The organism is Roseovarius sp. MBR-6 (assembly GCF_040547525.1).
In the GTDB taxonomy this organism is placed as follows: Bacteria; Pseudomonadota; Alphaproteobacteria; order Rhodobacterales; family Rhodobacteraceae; genus Roseovarius.
On record NZ_JBEPPW010000005.1, the window covers coordinates 237,825 to 253,650 of the forward strand.

A 15,826-nucleotide genomic window follows, 5' to 3' on the forward strand; every position below is an offset into this window, starting at 1 on the left:
GCCTTCCGTGCGGCGGTGGAAACTATCGCAGGCCGCGCCGGGCCAGATCGAGCGCCAGATCGCGCACCAGTCGCGCGCGCGCATCCGCCAGATCCGCGGGGGTCCGCTCGCCGCCGATACGGGTGCTCAGATCGAAAAGAAGCGCGCGGTCACCACCGTTTTCGGAGGTGACGAAATACTGTCCCGAGACCCCGAACGTGCCATCGGCCCGCGCGTGCATGGCCTCGACGCGGATTTCCACCTCGGCGGCGGCCGGATCCAGAAACGGCCACGGCTCCGAGGCCACGCGCGCGCCGGTGATCGCGGTCAGGTGCCGCGCCAGTTCGAGGGTCATCGCGCGGCCTGGATCGTCCGCCCACAAAAGCCCGCCGCTGGTGCGCAGACGCCCCGTCTCATCGGCGACAAAGATCGCCTCGCCCGCCGCATAGGTCGGCAGGGAGACCGTGCGCAGCGCGACGCTTGAATGGGCGATTCGCTGGGTTTCCGTGACCTGCGCGCGCGGCACGGCGATGCGCTCTTCGGGAACGGTGGCGCAGGCCGCAACCGCGACAAGGCCCGCGATCGAGATGGATTTGAACATGGGTCAGCGTCCTCGGATCAGGGAACTCGGATTGCGTTCGATGGCCCGCGCGAGCGCGGCGACGGCCCTGGCCGCGGCCTCGACCTCGCGCAGGGCGGTGCGGACATCCCGCCCGACGCCCCCCGTGGCCTGATAGCCCTCGAGCGTGGTATTGGCGCGCGCCAGCATGCCGCGCGCCTCGGCGATGAGACCGGGCAGGTCATTGCCGGCCGCGGCGAAGGTATCGGCGGCGCTGCGGGCGGACTCGAGTGTGGCGACGGCATTCTCCACCACGCCACCTGCCCGCAGGTCTTCCAGCACGAGGGCCAATTCGCCAAGCGTGCTGTTGAGCTGGCCGGGCAAGGCACGGGTCTCCGCCTGCCCGATCAGGGCATCCGCACTTTTCAGCAGCGCCGAGAGATCGGCGGCCAGCACGTCGAGGTCCACCGCACCCGCGCGCGCGGCGACTGCATCCAGCAGCTCGACCAGTTGCGGGATGCCTTCGGTGGCGGCACCGACGCCGCGCGCGGCCTCTGCCGCCTCGGTCAGCAGATCGGACACGCGCGCGGCCAGCGCCTGCTCGTTGATCTGCGCGATCAGGCTTTCAATCTCCGAGAGCGTCGCGTCAAGCCGCGCGGGCAGGGCCTGCGCCCCGGTCAGAAGCGCGTTCACATTGCCGGGCACGGCGCGGGTGTCGTCGCTGGCGATGAGCGCGTTGGCGTTCTGCATCAGGGTGATGGCCTGCGCCATGATCTCTTCGACCGGCAGCGCGTTGATCCGTTCGAACACGCCTTCGGCGGTGGCCGCGACATCGGCAATCTCGCTGTCGGTGGCGGGCAGGACCGGGGGCGCACCGTCGATCTCGGTGATCGCCGCTTCGGGCGCGTCCGGCACCTCGACCAGTTCCACCTTGAGGCCGCCGGTGAGGATCGACGCGGTGGCAAGCCGCGCGCGCAGGCCCGCGGCAACCCGCGCGCGCAGGTAATCGAGCGCAGCGGCAGGGCCGTTCTCGCCGCCAAGGCCAAGTCGGCCGGGCCGGATTGCCAGCGTCACCGCAAGGCGCACGTTGCCATCGCCAAAGCGCGCCTCGTCCACCACACCGTTGAGCGCCTCGACATCGCCGATGCGCAACCCGTTCAACTCCACCGGCGCGCCGGTGGCGAGGCCGGTAATGTTCTCGTCGAAGAGCACCGAAAGCGTCAGCGTCTCGCCCTCGTTACCGGCAAAGATACTGGCCTGGGCCGCGGCCTCATCGGCAAAGACGGTAAAGCGCGCGCCGGGATCGACGGGTGTGCCGCCCGAGAGCAAGGTATCGAACGTGATCCCCCCCGAGACCAGCGAGGCGATGGACGAAAAATCGATCGCAGCGCCCCCCGGACCGAAGGACACCGAGAACCCCGAGGCATCCCAGAACCGCGTCGCGCTGTTGATGAGCCGGTCATGCGGGGCGTAGATCACGGCCTCGGCCTCGGCGGTGCTGCCTTCGGAGGAGATGACCGGCTTGCCGATACGCCCCACCTCGATTCCGCGATAGAGGATCGGCGCGCTCTCGGTCAGGGACGCCCCGCCCGCAGCCCGCAGCATCAGTCGCACCCCGTCTTGCCCCAACCGGTCCAGCGGGGCGTCGGGCAAACCGTCAAACCGGGTGGCTGCCGTGCCCGGCTCATTGTCCCAAAGCCCTTCGATAAAGACACCCGAGAGCACCGTGTCGAGCCCCGAGACGCCCTGCGTCGTCACCCGTGGCCGCACCACCCAGAACCGCGCCTCGCCATCGACATAGGGGGCCACCGTCTTGTCCAGCCGCACCCTGACCAGCACCTGCCCCAGACCCTCGCCGAAGCCCACGTGCTCGACCAACCCGACCTTGACGTCACGATAGCGCAATTCCGTGCTGCCCGCGCGTACGCCGCTGGCATTCTCGAACCCGATCTCAATCAGCGGGCCGCGTTCCGCATAGCTCTGCCAGGCGATGGCCAGCACCACGACGAGCGCGGCAAGCGGCACGATCCAGACGATCGACAACCGCTGCCAGATCGGGCGGCTGGCGGGGCTGACCGGGGCCTCGGGCGGGGATGTGCTCTGGTCGCTCACGTGGGTCGCACCTTCGGTTTGCGGGCGCGCGGCACAGTGTCCGCGCTGTCCCAGATGAGGCGGCTGTCAAAGCTCTGCGCCGACAGCATGGTGAAGATCACCGAGAGCGCGAAGAACAGGCTCGCCCGTCCCGGCGTGATCGAGGCCAGCGCCTGAAGCTGCACCAGCGAGGACAGGATCGCCACCACGAAAACGTCGATCATCGACCAGCGCCCGATATAGTCCACCACCTCATAAAGGCGATGCCGCCAAGCCTCGGATATCTGCGGCCCGTGCCGGACCCCGATGGCGAGCCCCGCTAGCGCCACGAACTTGCCCACGGGGATGAGAACGCTGGCAATCAGGATGATCGCCGCCACCCCCCAGTTGCCGTGCCTTGCCAGTTCGACCGCACCGCCGACGATCGTGTCGCTCTGGGTGCTGACCAGCGTGCGCGTCTCCAGCATCGGGTAGAGATTGGCCGGGATATAGCAGCCCAGCCCTACCAGCCACCACGCCCAGACCTTTTGCAGCGACATCGCATCGCGCGATTGCAACCGGCTGCCGCAGCGCGGACAGCGCGCGGTGCCTGCGGGCGAGGGACGGGTGCAGCGGGTGCAGCCGACAAGCCCCTGTTCCCTTGCGGTTTTCACTCCTTCAGGGAGGTCCATATCGAATACCTGCACATCAATCGGTCACTTGCCACCACGAGCACGACGAGCACGGCAAAAAGCCATGCCGCCGGGCCAAAGATCACCTCTGCCAGATCGCTCAGCTTGACAAGGGCCACCGCGCAGCCAAGCGCGAAAATCTCGGCCATCGACCACGGCAGGAGTTTCTCCGACAGGCGGAACGCGTCCCGTGCATATGGCGCGGGCGGCCGGTCGCGGATGATCGGGGCCAGCACGTAGATCAGCAAGATCAGCCGCAGCGCCGGGATGATCACGATGAACAGAAGCACCGCCACCGCGACCCCCGACAGGACCCCGGAAAAGGCAAAGGCGGTATCGAGCACCGATGCCTCGTGCCGCACCCCGCCCGCGCCGATGGCGAGAAACGGAAATACAGTGGCCGCAGTGATCAGGATCAGCACGGTCAGAGCAAGCGCGATAAGCTGTTTGCCCGCCTTGCGCCGGGGCGCGATCAGCACGGTATGACAGCGCGCGCAATAGGCCCGCTCGCGCGCCGCCACCTTGGGCGCGCGATAGACCAGATCGCAGCTTGGGCAGACGATCATGCCATCGAGTTCGTCCGTTGCGTCGGGCATCGGTCCCTTTCATCCTTGTCGCGGGTGCATCGCGGCAAGTGCCGAGAGTGGGCGAAGCCGGGATGGAACTCAACCCCTTGGCGCCCTGAGGATGGGCGCGGCCCGGTTCGGCCGGATCGGGCGATGACGGCAGGGCATACATATCGACGCAGGGTGAAAAACCCACTGGACATGTCGCATATCGCGCCCTAAATGCCGCATATCCGCCGCGCAAGAATGTTGCGCAGCCAGTTCAAAGGGGGCAAGACATGCCGGGTTACAATTCGAAATTCGAACTGTCGGTCGAGGACATGGACCTGATCGAGACCGCGTTGCACCGCACGAGGACAGAGCTTTCGTCGCGCGCCATAGCGCCCGAGGGGATTGCCAACGAGGACGAGGCCCCCGCGGCGACCTTGCGCAGAGTTCATGACCTTCTGGGCCGGTTGCACAATCAGAAGGTGTTTTACCGTCCGCGTCGCGGGGGCTATGTCGGGGGCTGACCTGCCCCCGGATATGCCCTTGTCCCTGCCCGACCGCCTTACCGCGCGCCTGATCTCCACTGGCCTTGATGAGACCGAAGCCCGGAACGCGCGTCGACACGTGGGCGCGCTGACGCTCTCCAAGCTCGCCGACGGCCTTGTCGATCCCAAACTGATCCTGAGCTGGCTGCTGGGAAGCCTTGGCGCGCCCGCGGCGTTTGTGGCGCTTTTAGTGCCCATCCGTGAGGCGGGCGCGCTTCTGCCGCAGCTTGTGATCGGTGCCTGGATCGGGCGCTTGCGCTATCGCCGTCTGGTCTGGGCCGGGGGCAGCGCGCTTCAGGGGGCGGCGGCGGGCGGGATCGCGCTTGTGGCGCTGATGGTGTCCGGCTGGCTGGCGGGGGCGCTCATCTGTGCCTTGCTTGCCGTGCTGGCGCTGGCGCGCGCGGCCTGCTCGGTGAGCTACAAGGACGTGCTCGGCAAGACGATTGAACAGTCGCGGCGCGGCAGGGTGACGGGGCTTGCGGGGTCTGTTTCGGCGGCATTGGTGGTTGGTTTCGCCGGCTTGCTCATCGCGGGCACCTTGCGCAACGAGGCAGCGGTGATCGCGGCCATCGCGCTGGCCGCACTGGCGTGGTGTGCGGCAGCAGTGATTTTCGCGGGGATCGACGAAGCGGCGGGCACGCCCGAAAACATCACATCGTCAGGTGGTTATCTTGCCATCCTGCGCGAGGATGCGAACCTGCGCCGGTTCATTCTCGTGCGCGGACTTCTGGTCTCGACCGCGCTGGCCCCGCCTTTTTTCGTGCTTCTTGCCACCGAGGGGGCCGGGTTGAACCGCCTCGGCGCGATGCTGCTGGCCGCGTCGCTGGCGACGTTTCTCGGCTCCTATTTCTGGGGGCGGCTGGCGGATCGTGACAGCCGCCATGCCATGCTGGGCGCGGGATGCCTCGGGGCGGCGGCGATGGCGGCGGCAATTCTGCTCCACGTCGCCGGGAAGGCCGGGGGAATCCCGGTTGCGCTCTTCGTGCTGATGCTGGGCTGGAACGGGGTCAAGCAGGCGCGCACGATCTACCTTGTGGACATATCCGACGCGGATCTGCGCGCGCGCAACACCGCGCTCGCCAATACCGCGATCGGCATGATCCTGCTGCTGGCGGGCTTTCTGGGCGGGGCGCTGTCGGTTCTCGGGCCGGTGGCGGCGCTGGCGGGCTTTGCCGTCATGGCGCTGGCGGGCGGGCTGTTGGCGCTGACGCTGCGCCCTGTGGGCGGGGCGCGGTAAAACCGGTTTACGGGCGCGTGCGCCCCGGTGCATGATCAGGATCCGGAGGAGCCATGCCCGAACCAGAATTTTTCGAGACCGCCACGGGCCGCTGCCTGGCCTTTCACCGCACCGGCGGTGCGGGTCCGGGCGTCATCTTTCTCGGCGGATTCAAATCCGACATGGAGGGCACCAAGGCGCTCTGGCTTGAGGACCGGGCGCGCGAGCGGGGTCGTGCCTTTCTGCGGTTCGATTATTCGGGGCATGGCCAATCCTCGGGGGCGTTCACCGAAGGCTGTATCGGTGATTGGGCCGAAGATGCGCGCAGGGCGCTGGAGGGGCTGACCACGGGGCCGCAAATCCTTGTCGGGTCCTCCATGGGGGGCTGGATCGCGCTCTTGCTGGCGCGCGCCTTGCCGGACCGGGTGGCGGGGCTTGTGACCATCGCCGCCGCACCGGATTTCACCGAGGACTCGATGTGGGCCGGGTTCGACGCCGCACAGCGCGAGGCGTTGATGACCAAGGGACAGGTTGCGTTGCCGTCGGAGTATGGCGAGCCCTATGTCATCACCCGCCGCCTGATCGAGGAGGGGCGCGGGAATCTCGTGCTGCGCACGCCGCTCGCCCTGCCGTTTCCGGCGCGGTTCCTGCAAGGGACGGCGGACCGGGATGTGGATATGTCAGTCGCGCTGCGCCTGCTGGACCATGCAAAGGGGCCGGACATGCGCCTGACGCTGGTCAAGGGGGCCGACCACCGGTTTTCCGATCCCGACTGCCTCGCGCTCATCGGTGCGGCGGTGGACGAGGTCACGGCGCGGGCGACAAAGGCGTGATGCGCTGGATCGGGCGCGCGCTTCTTGCCCTTGCCGTCCTTGTCGCAGCGGGGCTTGTCCTTGCCCCGAAAGAGCCGCTCGAAATGCCACCCGCCTTCGAGCCGCGCCGCTTTGGCGAAGGCATCGGCGTCTATCTGGAGGCGATGGAATCGCGCTTTGACGACATCCGCCCCGACAGCCACAAGCGCGTGATCTGGGCGGGCGAGCAGGAGACGCGCACAGCCCTCTCCATCGTCTATTTTCACGGGTTTTCCGCGTCGTCACAGGAAATCCGGCCGGTGCCGGACCTGCTGGCGCAGGCCTTCGGTGCCAATCTCGTCTATACCCGGTTTCGCGGTCACGGGCGCGACAGTGACGCCATGGGAGAGGCGAGCGCCTCGGACTGGTTTGCCGATGCCGCCGAGGCGCTGGCGGTCGCGCGCGCGACTGGCGAACGGGTGGTGATCCTTGCCACATCGACCGGCGCGACGGTCGCGGCGGTGGCCTTGCAGGACCCGGCCTTGCGCGAACAGGTGGCGGGCGTCATTTTCGTGTCGCCCAATTTCGGGATCAACAATCCGCTGGCCCCGCTGCTGACATGGCCCGGTGCGCGTCACTGGCTGCCGCTTTTGGCAGGTGACCGCCGCAGCTTCGAGCCGCGCAACCCCGAACAGGCCGCCGAATGGACGACCGAATACCCGAGCATTGCCGTCTTTCCGATGGCGGCGCTGGTGGCCCATGCCCGCAGGCTCGATTTTTCCGCGATGACGCTGTCCGCGCTCTTCTATTATTCTGACGATGACCGGGTCGTGCGCCCCGATCTCACAGACAAGATCGTGGCCCGATGGGGCGGGCCGGTCACGCGCATCGCGCCCGATCTCGCGCCTGAGGACGATCCCTTTGCCCATGTCATCACCGGCGACATCATGTCACCCGGCACCACGGACGCGGCGGTGCAGGCCATGACCGAGTGGCTTGCGCCGATCCTCGCGCGATAGGGCTTGCCCTTGTCCGCGCGCAGGTGTCATGCTGATGGCCAAGGGGCGCAGATCCCCGAGGTATAGGCCATGTCGATGAGCAGTGATCCGGTTGTTTTTCTACCCGGCATGATGTGCGACGCGCGACTCTTTGCGCCGCAGATTGCCGATCTGAGCCGTGACACGGCCGTGACGGTCGCGCCGATCACCTGCGGCGAGCGGATCGAGGAAATCGCATCGAACCTGCTCGATCTCCTGCCCGCGCGATTTGCGCTGGCGGGGCTCTCGATGGGTGGCATTGTTGCCATGGAACTCCTGCGGCGAGCGCCGGAGCGCATCACCAAACTCGCGTTGATGGACACCAACCCGCTGGCCGAAACCCCGCAATCCGCCGCCGGATACGAGCCGTTTGTCGCCAAGCTGCGCGCAGGGCTGATGTCCGAGGCGGTGGCGATGATGCTGGGCGGAGATGTTCTGGCACCGGGGCCTGCGCGCGCCGAGGTGCTGGCGCTGGCCGCGCTGATGGCGCAGGGGCTGGGGGCGGAGGCCGTCATCCGCCAAGTGCGCGCGCTGCAACGGCGGCGGGATTATCAGGGCACTCTGAGGCGCTGCAAGGTGCCCACGCTGATCCTGTGCGGGGCCGAGGATCGGCTCACGCCGCCGCGCCGCCATGAATTCATGGCCGGGCTGATGCCCAATGCGCGGTTGGTCACCGTCGAGGGTGCCGGACACCTGCCCGTTCTGGAGCAGCCCCAGATCGTCATCGCCGCACTGCGCGGCTGGCTGGCGCAACCGCTCGTGCTGCAAAACCGGGTTCGCGCCTGACGGGTCAGGCGCGCGCGGTGTTGCGGTTGGCGGGTTGCGGTGCGGCCTTGGCCGCGTTCTGGTCGATGAAATCGAGCACCAGCGGGCGGATGTTGTTGCGCCACGACCGGCCCGCGAAGATACCGTAATGGCCCGCCTCCGGCTCGATGTAATTGGCCTTCATGTGATCGGGCACGCCGGTGCACATATCAAGCGCGGCGACGCATTGGCCGGGCGCGGAAATGTCGTCCTTGCCGCCCTCCACGGTCTTGATCGCGACACGGGTGATCTTGCCGATATCGACTCGGTGGCCGTCCACCACAAAGCGGTTCTGCGCGATTTCCAGCCCCTTGAACACACGTTCGACCGTCGAGAGGTAAAACTCGGCGGTCATGTCCATCACCGCCAGGTACTCGTCATAAAAGCGGTTATGGGCGTCGTTGTCGCTGGCCTCGCCCTGCGCCACGCGCACGATCTGATCGGTGAATGCCTTGGAGTGCCGCTCGGCGTTCATCGACATGAAGGAGGCGAGTTGCAGAAGGCCGGGATAGACCATGCGCCCGACACCCTTATGGGAAAAGCCGACACGCTGGATCATCATCTCTTCGAGCTGGCCCATGGTCACACGGCGACCAAAATCCGTCACGTCGGTGGCCGCCGCATCGGGATTGACCGGCCCGCCGATGAGAGTGAGGGTGCGCGGCTGCGCCTCGGGGTCAAGCTCTGCCAGATAGGCGGTGGCCGCCAGCGTCAGCGGCGCGGGCTGACAGACGGCGATCACGTTGATATCGGGACCGAGTGCCTTCATGAAATCGACAAGATAGAGGGTGTAATCCTCGATATCGAACTTGCCCTCGGAGACCGGGATATCGCGCGCGTTATGCCAGTCGGTGACATAGACCTCGCAATTGACGATCAGCGATTTGACGGTCGAGCGCAGCAGCGTGGCGTAATGACCCGACATGGGCGCGACCAGCAGGATCTTGCGCGGCTGTTCCGGGCGGCCCGAGACGTTGAAGTGAATGAGATCGCCGAACGGCCGAGAGACGACGGTCTCGATGTTCACCAGATGGTCGCGCCCGTCCTCGTGCGTAAAGGTGCGGATGCCCCAATCGGGCTTGGCCACCATGCGCTCGAACGTGCGTTCCGTGACCTGACCCCAGGCAGACATCCATTGAAAAGCAGGATTTGGCACCATGCTGAAAAGCGGATAGGATGCGAATGACAGCGCGGAGGCCCCCAGCCATTGGTTTGCATTGCGGAAAGATTCCATCAGGTCATAGGTTGCCATCTGGCGCATGATCGTCTCCTTGAGAGGGAGTGGGCGGAAAATTTACCGCGGTCGAGTCTCCGGCATGAGAACCGTATGCTGCATAGCAGAAATTGTTAAGGGGAAATGTAAAAAATGACAACCGAGACCGAAGTCGCAGGTAAAAATGTCGATAAGCTCAACGAAAACCTTGCGAAAGTCGAAGAGTTGTCGCAGCGCTTCATCAAGGCGCTGGCCTCACGCAATCCCGCGAATCCCACGCTAAGCGCCCCCTCGCAGGAGCTTTTCGTCAAGGCGGCCCAATCTTACTGGTCTGAAATGATTGAGAATCCGGGGCGGATTTACGAACAGCAACTGGAATACTGGGGCAAGTCCGTGCGCCATTTCCTGGATGCCCAACAGTTGTTGATCCGCGGCACCCCGGTCGAGGAGGAAGGGCCCGATCCTCTGGAAGGGGACAAGAGATTCGCCAACCCGCTGTGGAACAGCCACCCGTATTTCCGTTACATCAAGCAGCAATACGCCCTGAATTCACAGGCCATCGAACATGCCCTCGACGACATCGAGGAGGACCTGCCGCCCAAGGAGCGCAAGCGGCTCGATTATTTCGCCCGGCAGATCATCGACATGATGTCGCCCACCAACTTTCTGAGTACGAACCCCGACGCGCTTGAACGCGCCGTGGCGACCGAGGGCGAGAGCCTTGTGAAAGGGCTGGAGAACCTGATTGCCGATCTGGAGGCCAACAGCGGCGAACTGGTCGTGCGGCTGGCCGATGACCGCGCGTTCGTTCTGGGCGAGAACATCGCCACCACGCCCGGAGAGGTGGTCTATCGCAATCACATGATGGAACTGATCCAATATGCCCCCGCGACAGATGAGGTTCATGCCACGCCGATCGTGATCTTCCCGCCCTGGATCAACAAGTTCTACATTCTCGATCTCAAGCCCGAGAACAGCCTGATCAAATGGATCACCGAACAGGGCTACACGCTCTTCGTGGTCAGTTGGGTCAATGCCGATGCCAGCCATGCCGATATCGGCATGGATGATTACATCGAGGACGGGTTCCTGACCGCCATCCGGGAGGTCAAGGCGATCACCGGCGAGAAACAGGTCAATGCCGTGGGGTATTGCATCGCGGGCACGACGCTGCATCTCACCCTCGCGCTGATGGCCAAACGCGGCGACAAATCCGTGAAATCGGCCACCTTCTTCACCGCGCTCACCGATTTCTCGGAGCAGGGCGAATTCACCCCCTTCCTGCAGGACGATTTCATCGACGGTATCGAGAAAGAGGTCTCGGCGCAGGGCGTGCTGCGCTCCTTCATACTGGGACGCACCATGTCCTTCCTGCGGTCGCGCGATCTGATCTATCAACCCGCCGTGCGCCACTACATGATGGGCGAGGCCCCGCCCGCCTTCGATTTGCTCTACTGGAACGGTGACGGCTCCAACCTGCCGGGACGGATGACGGTGCAATATCTGCGCGGCCTGTGTCAGGGCAACGAATTCGTCGAGGGCGGGATCGAGCTTTGTGGCGAGCGGCTGCATGTCTCGGATGTGAAGGTGCCGCTGATGTCGGTCACTTGCGAAGGCGACCATATCGCGGCGTGGAAGGATTGCTATCGCGGCTTTCAGCAGACAGGTGCCAGGGACCGCACCTTCATCGTATCGGAATCCGGCCATATCGCGGGGATCGTCAACCCGCCCGCCAAGAAGAAATACGGCCACTACACCAATGACGACCTGAGCGGGAACGCCGATGCCTGGCTGGCGGGCGCGGCCCGGCACGAGGGCTCGTGGTGGCCGCGATGGGAGGCGTGGCTGGCCAAGCGCTCGGGCAAGATGATCCCCGCCCGCGACCCGGGCGATTCGGAGCACAAACCCCTCGCCCCGGCCCCCGGAACCTATGTCCGGAAAAAGGCAACCATCTGATCGCACGGATAAATCCGGACTCCATGACAGTTTTGCTGCACCGCAGAAAAAATCCTTGAAATGCTGCGGTGCAGCACGTATATTCCTCTCAGTTGCACAACACAGCGGATGCCCCGCTCCAACTGAAAGGACTACGATCATGACCAAGACCCAGGACTTCACCGCCGTGTTCAAAGATTTCCTCGGCGCGTTCCCGGTTGACACCAAGGCGTTCGAGGACTCCTTCAAGAACCAGGCCGCCCTGAACGAGAAGCTGTCGGGCGTTGCCCTTTCGGCTGCCGAGAAGTCGGCTGAAATCTCGAGCAAATGGACCAAGGAAACCCTGGCCAAGCTGGCCGAGATGTCCAAAGCCAAGACCGAGCCGGCCGACTACGCCAAGGCGATGACCGATTTCGCATCGGCCAATGCCGAAGTGGCCGCCGAGCACCTCGCCGCCTATGCCGAAGTCGCGAAAAAAGTGCAGGCCGAGACCGTCGAACTGCTTCTCGCCGCTGGCAAGAACATCCAGGAAGAAGCCGCCAGCGCCGTCAAGAAAGCCGCTGACGACGTGACCGCCGCGACCAAGAAAGCGACCACCGCCGCCAAGTAATCGGCCACGGTCGGAGTTGCCGGACTGTCCCATTCCCCTCCCAAGCGGGACAGGATCCGTGCAGGGCGAGCCAATGCGGCTCGCCCTTTCTTTTTGCCGCGCACGCAGCTAAGCTGCAATGCAGCGCTGCACACCCTGGGAGGGTTCCCTTTGGCCGATACGAAAAAACCGCTGCTGATCAAACGCTATGCCAGCCGCCGCCTCTACAATACCGAGACCTCGGATTACGTGACGCTCGAGGATATCGCCTCGTTCATCCGAGAAGGGCGCGAGGTTCAGATCATCGACCTCAAGTCAGGCGATGACCTGACACGTCAATACCTGCTCCAGATCATCGCCGAACACGAGAGCCGCGGCGAAAGCGTGCTGCCCATCAACGTGCTCACCGATCTGGTGCGCAGTTACACGACGCAGGCCACCAGCGTGGTGCCGGAATTCCTTGCCGCCAGCTTCGAGATGCTGCGCGACGGACAATCCAAGCTGCTCCAGAACATGACCAAGGCCAACCCGCTCGCCGCCATGCCGGGCATGGAGGCGATGCGCGCCCAGCAGGAGGCCTTCATGAAGGCGATGACGGGCGGCTTTGGCGGCCTGTCCGGGACCGGACCGAAGCAGGAGACCGGCGACGAAGGCGAAGATCTCGACTCGATCCGCAAGCAGCTTGCCGAATTGCAGGCCAAGCTGTCGAAAATCGACAAGTAGGCCGCGATGGCCGAGGGTCGGGGGCGGATCACCCTCTGGGGCATAGAGGTGTTCATGGCCGCCGCCGACGAGCGGTCCATTTCCGCTGCCGCCCGCCGTCTCGGGTCCAGCCCTTCGGCGGTGAGCCAGCAACTCACCAATCTCGAGGGTGCGGTGGGGGCCACGCTCCTGCAACGCAACGCGCGCCCGATCCGTCTCACGCCCGCAGGCGAGATCATGCACCGGCGGGCCCGCGCCATCCTCGACGAGGCGGCACAGGCCCGCGCCGAACTTGCCATGTCGCATCTCTCGACGCTGACGCGGTTCCGTCTCGGCACGATCGAGGATCTGGAGGCCGATGTGACACCGCATCTGCTCACCCATATGGCGGGCGATCTCAAGGGGTGTCAGTTCCTTCTGGAAACCGGGGCCAGCCATGACCTCTATGACCAGCTTGACGCGCGCGCGCTCGACATCATCGTGGCGTCAGAACTGGGCGACGGTGATGACTGGACCGAGGTGCATCCCGTCTTGCGCGAGTGTTTCGTTGTGGTCGCCCCCAAGGGCGCGATCCGCCCCGAACGCGAGCTTCTGCGCGAGTTGAAGCGCCTGCCGCTGATCCAGTATACGCAACGCCACTACATGGGCCGCCTCATCTCGGCGCATATGGCACGCGAGGGGCTGAGCCTGCCCTACCGGTTCGAACTGGACAGCTACCACTCCATCCTTGCGCTGGTGGGGCAGGGGGCGGGCTGGTCGGTCCTGACGCCCCTGGCGCTCATGCGGGCGCGCCGCTTTGCCGATCAGATCGACGTGATGGAACTGCCGCTGGCCCCCCTCACCCGCACGATCAGCGTGATCGCGCGCAAGGGCATCCTGCAGGACATGCCCGCACGGATCGCCGCGCGGCTCAAACCGGTGTTGCAGGAGGCCGTTGTCGCACCGGCCATCGCGCGCCATCCGTTCCTCGCCTCGGGGCTGACGCTGCTATGACCCGCGCCGCTCGGCAAAGAACCGCGTGAGCAGCGCCTCCGCTTCGCCCGCGCCGATCCCGTCATAGACCTCCGGCACGTGGTGACATTGCGGATGCGAAAACACCCGCGCCCCTTGCGCCACGCCGCCCGATTTCGGATCGCCCGCCCCGTAATAAAGCCGCGAGATCCGCGCAGCCGAGAGCGCCGCCGCGCACATCGCGCATGGCTCCAGCGTCACGTAAAGATCATGACCGGGCAAGCGTTCCGATCCGGCCGCCGCACAGGCCTGCCGCAGCGCGAGGATCTCCGCATGTGCCGTCGGATCGCTCAATTCCCGCGTCCGGTTGCCCGCCCGCGCCACGATTTCCCCCGAGGGCGCCACCACCACAGCCCCCACGGGCACCTCGCCGCGGCGGGCGGCGGCCAGCGCCTCGTCCAGCGCGGCGTGCATATGGCTGCGAAACACCATGTGGGCTTGTCGCCCGCGCGCGGCCCTTTCGCAAGCCCCGGCTTTGCGCTATGGCCGCGTCCATGAACAGCACCCCCCCAGAAGGCGAGCGTATCGCCAAGGTCATCGCCCGGTCGGGCCGCGCCAGCCGTCGCGAGGCCGAACGCCTCATCGCCGAGGGCCGCGTCACCGTGAACGGCGCGAAAATCACCTCGCCCGCGCTCAATGTCACCGCCGCCGATCAGATCGTGGTGGACGGGATTGCGCTTGCCGCGCCCGAACCCGCCCGCCTCTGGCTCTACCACAAGCCCAAGGGGCTCGTGACCACCAGCCGCGACGAAAAGGGCCGCCCCACCATCTATGACGACCTGCCCGGGGACATGCCCCGCGTGATCAGCGTCGGCCGGCTCGACCTCAATTCCGAGGGGCTGTTGCTGCTGACCAACGATGGCGAACTCAAACGGCGTCTGGAACTGCCTTCGACCGGCTGGCTGCGCCGCTACCGTGTGCGCGTCAACGGCACGCCGTCGGATGCCACATTCGAGCCATTGCGCAAGGGACTGACCCTCGACGGCGAGCGCTTCCAGCCGATGACCGTCACGCTCGACCGTCAGAAAGGCGCCAATGCCTGGGCCACGGTGTCCATCCGCGAGGGCAAGAACCGCGAGATCCGCCGCGCGATGGAGGCGCTGGGGCTGGTGGTCAACCGGCTCATCCGCCTTTCCTACGGCCCGTTTCAGCTCGGCAAGCTCGACCCCGGCGCGGTCGAGGAAATCCGCGCCCGCGTGCTGCGCGACCAGCTTGGCCTCACCGCCCCCGACGCGCCCGCGCCGCTCAAGCCCAAACCCAAACCGCAGCGCAGCCGCCGCCCGCGCGCCTGATTTCTTCTGGCCTGAAATATCCCGGGGGTGTGGGGGCTGGCCCCCACTTGACCCTGCGTGTGGGGGCTGGCCCCCACTTGACCCTGCGTGTGGGGGCTGGCCCCCACTTTACCATGCGTGTGGGGGCTGGCCCCCACGCCGCGCTCAGAGGTCAATCGCCGCCATCACCTCCGGCTCGATCACCTCGACCCCCGGCAAGGCCGCCACCAGCGCTGCCGCCGATTGTTCGAGGATCGGGAAGGTGCGGTAATGGCACGGGATCACCACCTTGAAATCGAAAAAGGTCCTGGCGGCATAGGCGGCACGCGCCATGTCCATTGTAAAATGCCCGCCCGCGCAGAGGATGCCGATATCGGGCGCGTGCAGGGCGTTGAACACGCCCATATCGGCCATCACGTCGGTGTCGCCCGAGAGATAGATCACCCGGCCTTCCCCGGCGACCATGTAGCCGCATTCGCTGCCCGTCACCTGTGGGCCGTCGGGCGTGGCGATCGAGGTGGAGTGCGTCGCGTGCACCATCGTCACCTTGACGCCAGCCAGATCGACCGTGCCACCCTTGTTGAAGCCCACGGTCTCGATCCCCTCCCTTTCGGCCCAGAAGGACATGAGGTCGTATTGCCCCACCACCGGCACGCCCAGCCGTTTGGCCAGCGGCAGCACATCGGCCACATGGTCGAAATGCGCATGCGTCAGCAGGATATGCGTGGCCCCTTCGGTTGCCGCCGCGTGGCTGTCCTCGGGCAGCATCGGATTGCCGTTGAGCCACGGATCAACAAGCAGGACCTGCCCGCCGATCTCGAGGCGGAACGAACTGTGGCCAAGCCAGATTATGCGCAT

17 protein-coding genes are annotated in these 15,826 nt (G+C 65.7%); 10 read left to right on the top strand and 7 right to left on the bottom strand.

Features of this window, described 5'->3' with window-relative positions:
• Positions 1-22 precede the first annotated feature (22 nt).
• From ABIE57_RS09225 to ABIE57_RS09240, 4 genes are read right to left on the bottom strand one after another with little or no spacing between them, the layout of a single operon-like run.
• Complete coding sequence (locus ABIE57_RS09225) at positions 23-580, bottom strand: PqiC family protein (protein ID WP_354538716.1); 558 nt, start codon at positions 578-580, stop codon at positions 23-25.
• A gap of 3 nt (positions 581-583) precedes the next feature.
• On the bottom strand, positions 584-2,650 hold the full coding sequence (locus ABIE57_RS09230) for an MlaD family protein (protein ID WP_354538717.1): 2,067 nt from the start codon (positions 2,648-2,650) through the stop codon (positions 584-586).
• Positions 2,647-3,300 (bottom strand): paraquat-inducible protein A, encoded by a 654-nt coding sequence (locus tag ABIE57_RS09235; protein ID WP_354538718.1) that lies wholly within the window; start codon positions 3,298-3,300, stop codon positions 2,647-2,649. The genes ABIE57_RS09230 and ABIE57_RS09235 overlap by 4 nt, the downstream gene beginning before the upstream one ends.
• Positions 3,279-3,896 (bottom strand): paraquat-inducible protein A, encoded by a 618-nt coding sequence (locus ABIE57_RS09240; protein ID WP_354538719.1) that lies wholly within the window; start codon positions 3,894-3,896, stop codon positions 3,279-3,281. Before ABIE57_RS09240 ends, ABIE57_RS09235 begins: the two co-directional genes overlap by 22 nt.
• A 248-nt stretch (positions 3,897-4,144) precedes the next feature.
• Between ABIE57_RS09240 and ABIE57_RS09245 the strand changes: the two genes are divergently transcribed.
• The 5 genes from ABIE57_RS09245 to ABIE57_RS09265 all read left to right on the top strand — a co-directional run bounded on the left by ABIE57_RS09245 (position 4,145) and on the right by ABIE57_RS09265 (position 8,229).
• The gene (locus tag ABIE57_RS09245) at positions 4,145-4,378 is read left to right on the top strand and encodes a hypothetical protein (protein WP_354538720.1); all 234 of its coding nucleotides are present in this window, start codon (positions 4,145-4,147) and stop codon (positions 4,376-4,378) included.
• A 19-nt stretch (positions 4,379-4,397) separates the two neighbouring features.
• The gene (locus tag ABIE57_RS09250; protein WP_354538721.1) at positions 4,398-5,636 is read left to right on the top strand and encodes an MFS transporter; all 1,239 of its coding nucleotides are present in this window, start codon (positions 4,398-4,400) and stop codon (positions 5,634-5,636) included.
• A 53-nt stretch (positions 5,637-5,689) separates the two neighbouring features.
• On the top strand, positions 5,690-6,448 hold the full coding sequence (locus ABIE57_RS09255) for an alpha/beta fold hydrolase (protein ID WP_354538722.1): 759 nt from the start codon (positions 5,690-5,692) through the stop codon (positions 6,446-6,448).
• The gene (locus ABIE57_RS09260) at positions 6,448-7,425 is read left to right on the top strand and encodes an alpha/beta hydrolase (RefSeq protein ID WP_354538751.1); all 978 of its coding nucleotides are present in this window, start codon (positions 6,448-6,450) and stop codon (positions 7,423-7,425) included. Before ABIE57_RS09255 ends, ABIE57_RS09260 begins: the two co-directional genes overlap by 1 nt.
• Before the next feature lie 75 nt (positions 7,426-7,500).
• Positions 7,501-8,229, top strand: coding sequence for an alpha/beta fold hydrolase (locus ABIE57_RS09265; protein WP_354538752.1), 729 nt, complete (start codon positions 7,501-7,503; stop codon positions 8,227-8,229).
• A gap of 4 nt (positions 8,230-8,233) precedes the next feature.
• On the opposite strand, the gene phaZ is transcribed toward ABIE57_RS09265, so the two are convergent.
• On the bottom strand, positions 8,234-9,508 hold the full coding sequence (gene phaZ / locus ABIE57_RS09270; RefSeq protein WP_354538723.1) for a polyhydroxyalkanoate depolymerase: 1,275 nt from the start codon (positions 9,506-9,508) through the stop codon (positions 8,234-8,236).
• 105 nt (positions 9,509-9,613) lie between these two features.
• On the opposite strand from phaZ, the gene ABIE57_RS09275 reads away from it, so the two are divergent.
• The 4 genes from ABIE57_RS09275 to ABIE57_RS09290 all read left to right on the top strand — a co-directional run bounded on the left by ABIE57_RS09275 (position 9,614) and on the right by ABIE57_RS09290 (position 13,679).
• Positions 9,614-11,416 carry a PHA/PHB synthase family protein gene (locus ABIE57_RS09275; RefSeq protein ID WP_354538724.1) on the top strand — a complete coding sequence of 601 codons (1,803 nt, stop codon included), beginning with the start codon at positions 9,614-9,616 and terminating at the stop codon, positions 11,414-11,416.
• 139 nt (positions 11,417-11,555) lie between these two features.
• On the top strand, positions 11,556-12,005 hold the full coding sequence (locus ABIE57_RS09280; protein ID WP_354538725.1) for a phasin, PhaP: 450 nt from the start codon (positions 11,556-11,558) through the stop codon (positions 12,003-12,005).
• Positions 12,006-12,155: 150 nt separating this feature from the next.
• Positions 12,156-12,707, top strand: coding sequence for a polyhydroxyalkanoate synthesis repressor PhaR (gene phaR / locus ABIE57_RS09285; protein ID WP_354538726.1), 552 nt, complete (start codon positions 12,156-12,158; stop codon positions 12,705-12,707).
• Positions 12,708-12,713: 6 nt separating this feature from the next.
• Positions 12,714-13,679, top strand: coding sequence for a LysR family transcriptional regulator (locus tag ABIE57_RS09290; RefSeq protein ID WP_354538727.1), 966 nt, complete (start codon positions 12,714-12,716; stop codon positions 13,677-13,679).
• On the opposite strand, the gene ABIE57_RS09295 is transcribed toward ABIE57_RS09290, so the two are convergent.
• The gene (locus ABIE57_RS09295; protein WP_354538728.1) at positions 13,674-14,129 is read right to left on the bottom strand and encodes a nucleoside deaminase; all 456 of its coding nucleotides are present in this window, start codon (positions 14,127-14,129) and stop codon (positions 13,674-13,676) included. The two genes, ABIE57_RS09290 and ABIE57_RS09295, sit on opposite strands and share 6 nt — an antisense overlap.
• Before the next feature lie 62 nt (positions 14,130-14,191).
• On the opposite strand from ABIE57_RS09295, the gene ABIE57_RS09300 reads away from it, so the two are divergent.
• Complete coding sequence (locus ABIE57_RS09300) at positions 14,192-14,989, top strand: pseudouridine synthase (protein WP_354538729.1); 798 nt, start codon at positions 14,192-14,194, stop codon at positions 14,987-14,989.
• Positions 14,990-15,133: 144 nt separating this feature from the next.
• Here the strand turns inward: ABIE57_RS09300 and ABIE57_RS09305 are convergent, their stop codons facing one another.
• Positions 15,134-15,826, bottom strand: coding sequence for a metal-dependent hydrolase (locus ABIE57_RS09305; protein WP_354538730.1), 693 nt, complete (start codon positions 15,824-15,826; stop codon positions 15,134-15,136).

Bases quoted from the DNA above. Each gene is read 5' to 3' on its own strand.
- ABIE57_RS09245 (WP_354538720.1), top strand. From the start codon at position 4,145: ATGCCGGGTTACAATTCGAAATTCGAACTGTCGGTCGAGGACATGGAC.
- ABIE57_RS09240 (WP_354538719.1), bottom strand. From the start codon at position 3,896: ATGCCCGACGCAACGGACGAACTCGATGGCATGATCGTCTGCCCAAGC.
- ABIE57_RS09255 (WP_354538722.1), top strand. From the start codon at position 5,690: ATGCCCGAACCAGAATTTTTCGAGACCGCCACGGGCCGCTGCCTGGCC.
- phaZ (WP_354538723.1), bottom strand. From the start codon at position 9,508: ATGCGCCAGATGGCAACCTATGACCTGATGGAATCTTTCCGCAATGCA.
- ABIE57_RS09225 (WP_354538716.1), bottom strand. From the start codon at position 580: ATGTTCAAATCCATCTCGATCGCGGGCCTTGTCGCGGTTGCGGCCTGC.
- ABIE57_RS09275 (WP_354538724.1), top strand. From the start codon at position 9,614: ATGACAACCGAGACCGAAGTCGCAGGTAAAAATGTCGATAAGCTCAAC.
- ABIE57_RS09295 (WP_354538728.1), bottom strand. From the start codon at position 14,129: ATGGTGTTTCGCAGCCATATGCACGCCGCGCTGGACGAGGCGCTGGCC.
- ABIE57_RS09280 (WP_354538725.1), top strand. From the start codon at position 11,556: ATGACCAAGACCCAGGACTTCACCGCCGTGTTCAAAGATTTCCTCGGC.
- ABIE57_RS09290 (WP_354538727.1), top strand. From the start codon at position 12,714: ATGGCCGAGGGTCGGGGGCGGATCACCCTCTGGGGCATAGAGGTGTTC.
- ABIE57_RS09265 (WP_354538752.1), top strand. From the start codon at position 7,501: ATGAGCAGTGATCCGGTTGTTTTTCTACCCGGCATGATGTGCGACGCG.
- ABIE57_RS09260 (WP_354538751.1), top strand. From the start codon at position 6,448: ATGCGCTGGATCGGGCGCGCGCTTCTTGCCCTTGCCGTCCTTGTCGCA.
- ABIE57_RS09305 (WP_354538730.1), bottom strand. From the start codon at position 15,826: ATGCGCATAATCTGGCTTGGCCACAGTTCGTTCCGCCTCGAGATCGGC.
- ABIE57_RS09235 (WP_354538718.1), bottom strand. From the start codon at position 3,300: ATGGACCTCCCTGAAGGAGTGAAAACCGCAAGGGAACAGGGGCTTGTC.
- ABIE57_RS09300 (WP_354538729.1), top strand. From the start codon at position 14,192: ATGAACAGCACCCCCCCAGAAGGCGAGCGTATCGCCAAGGTCATCGCC.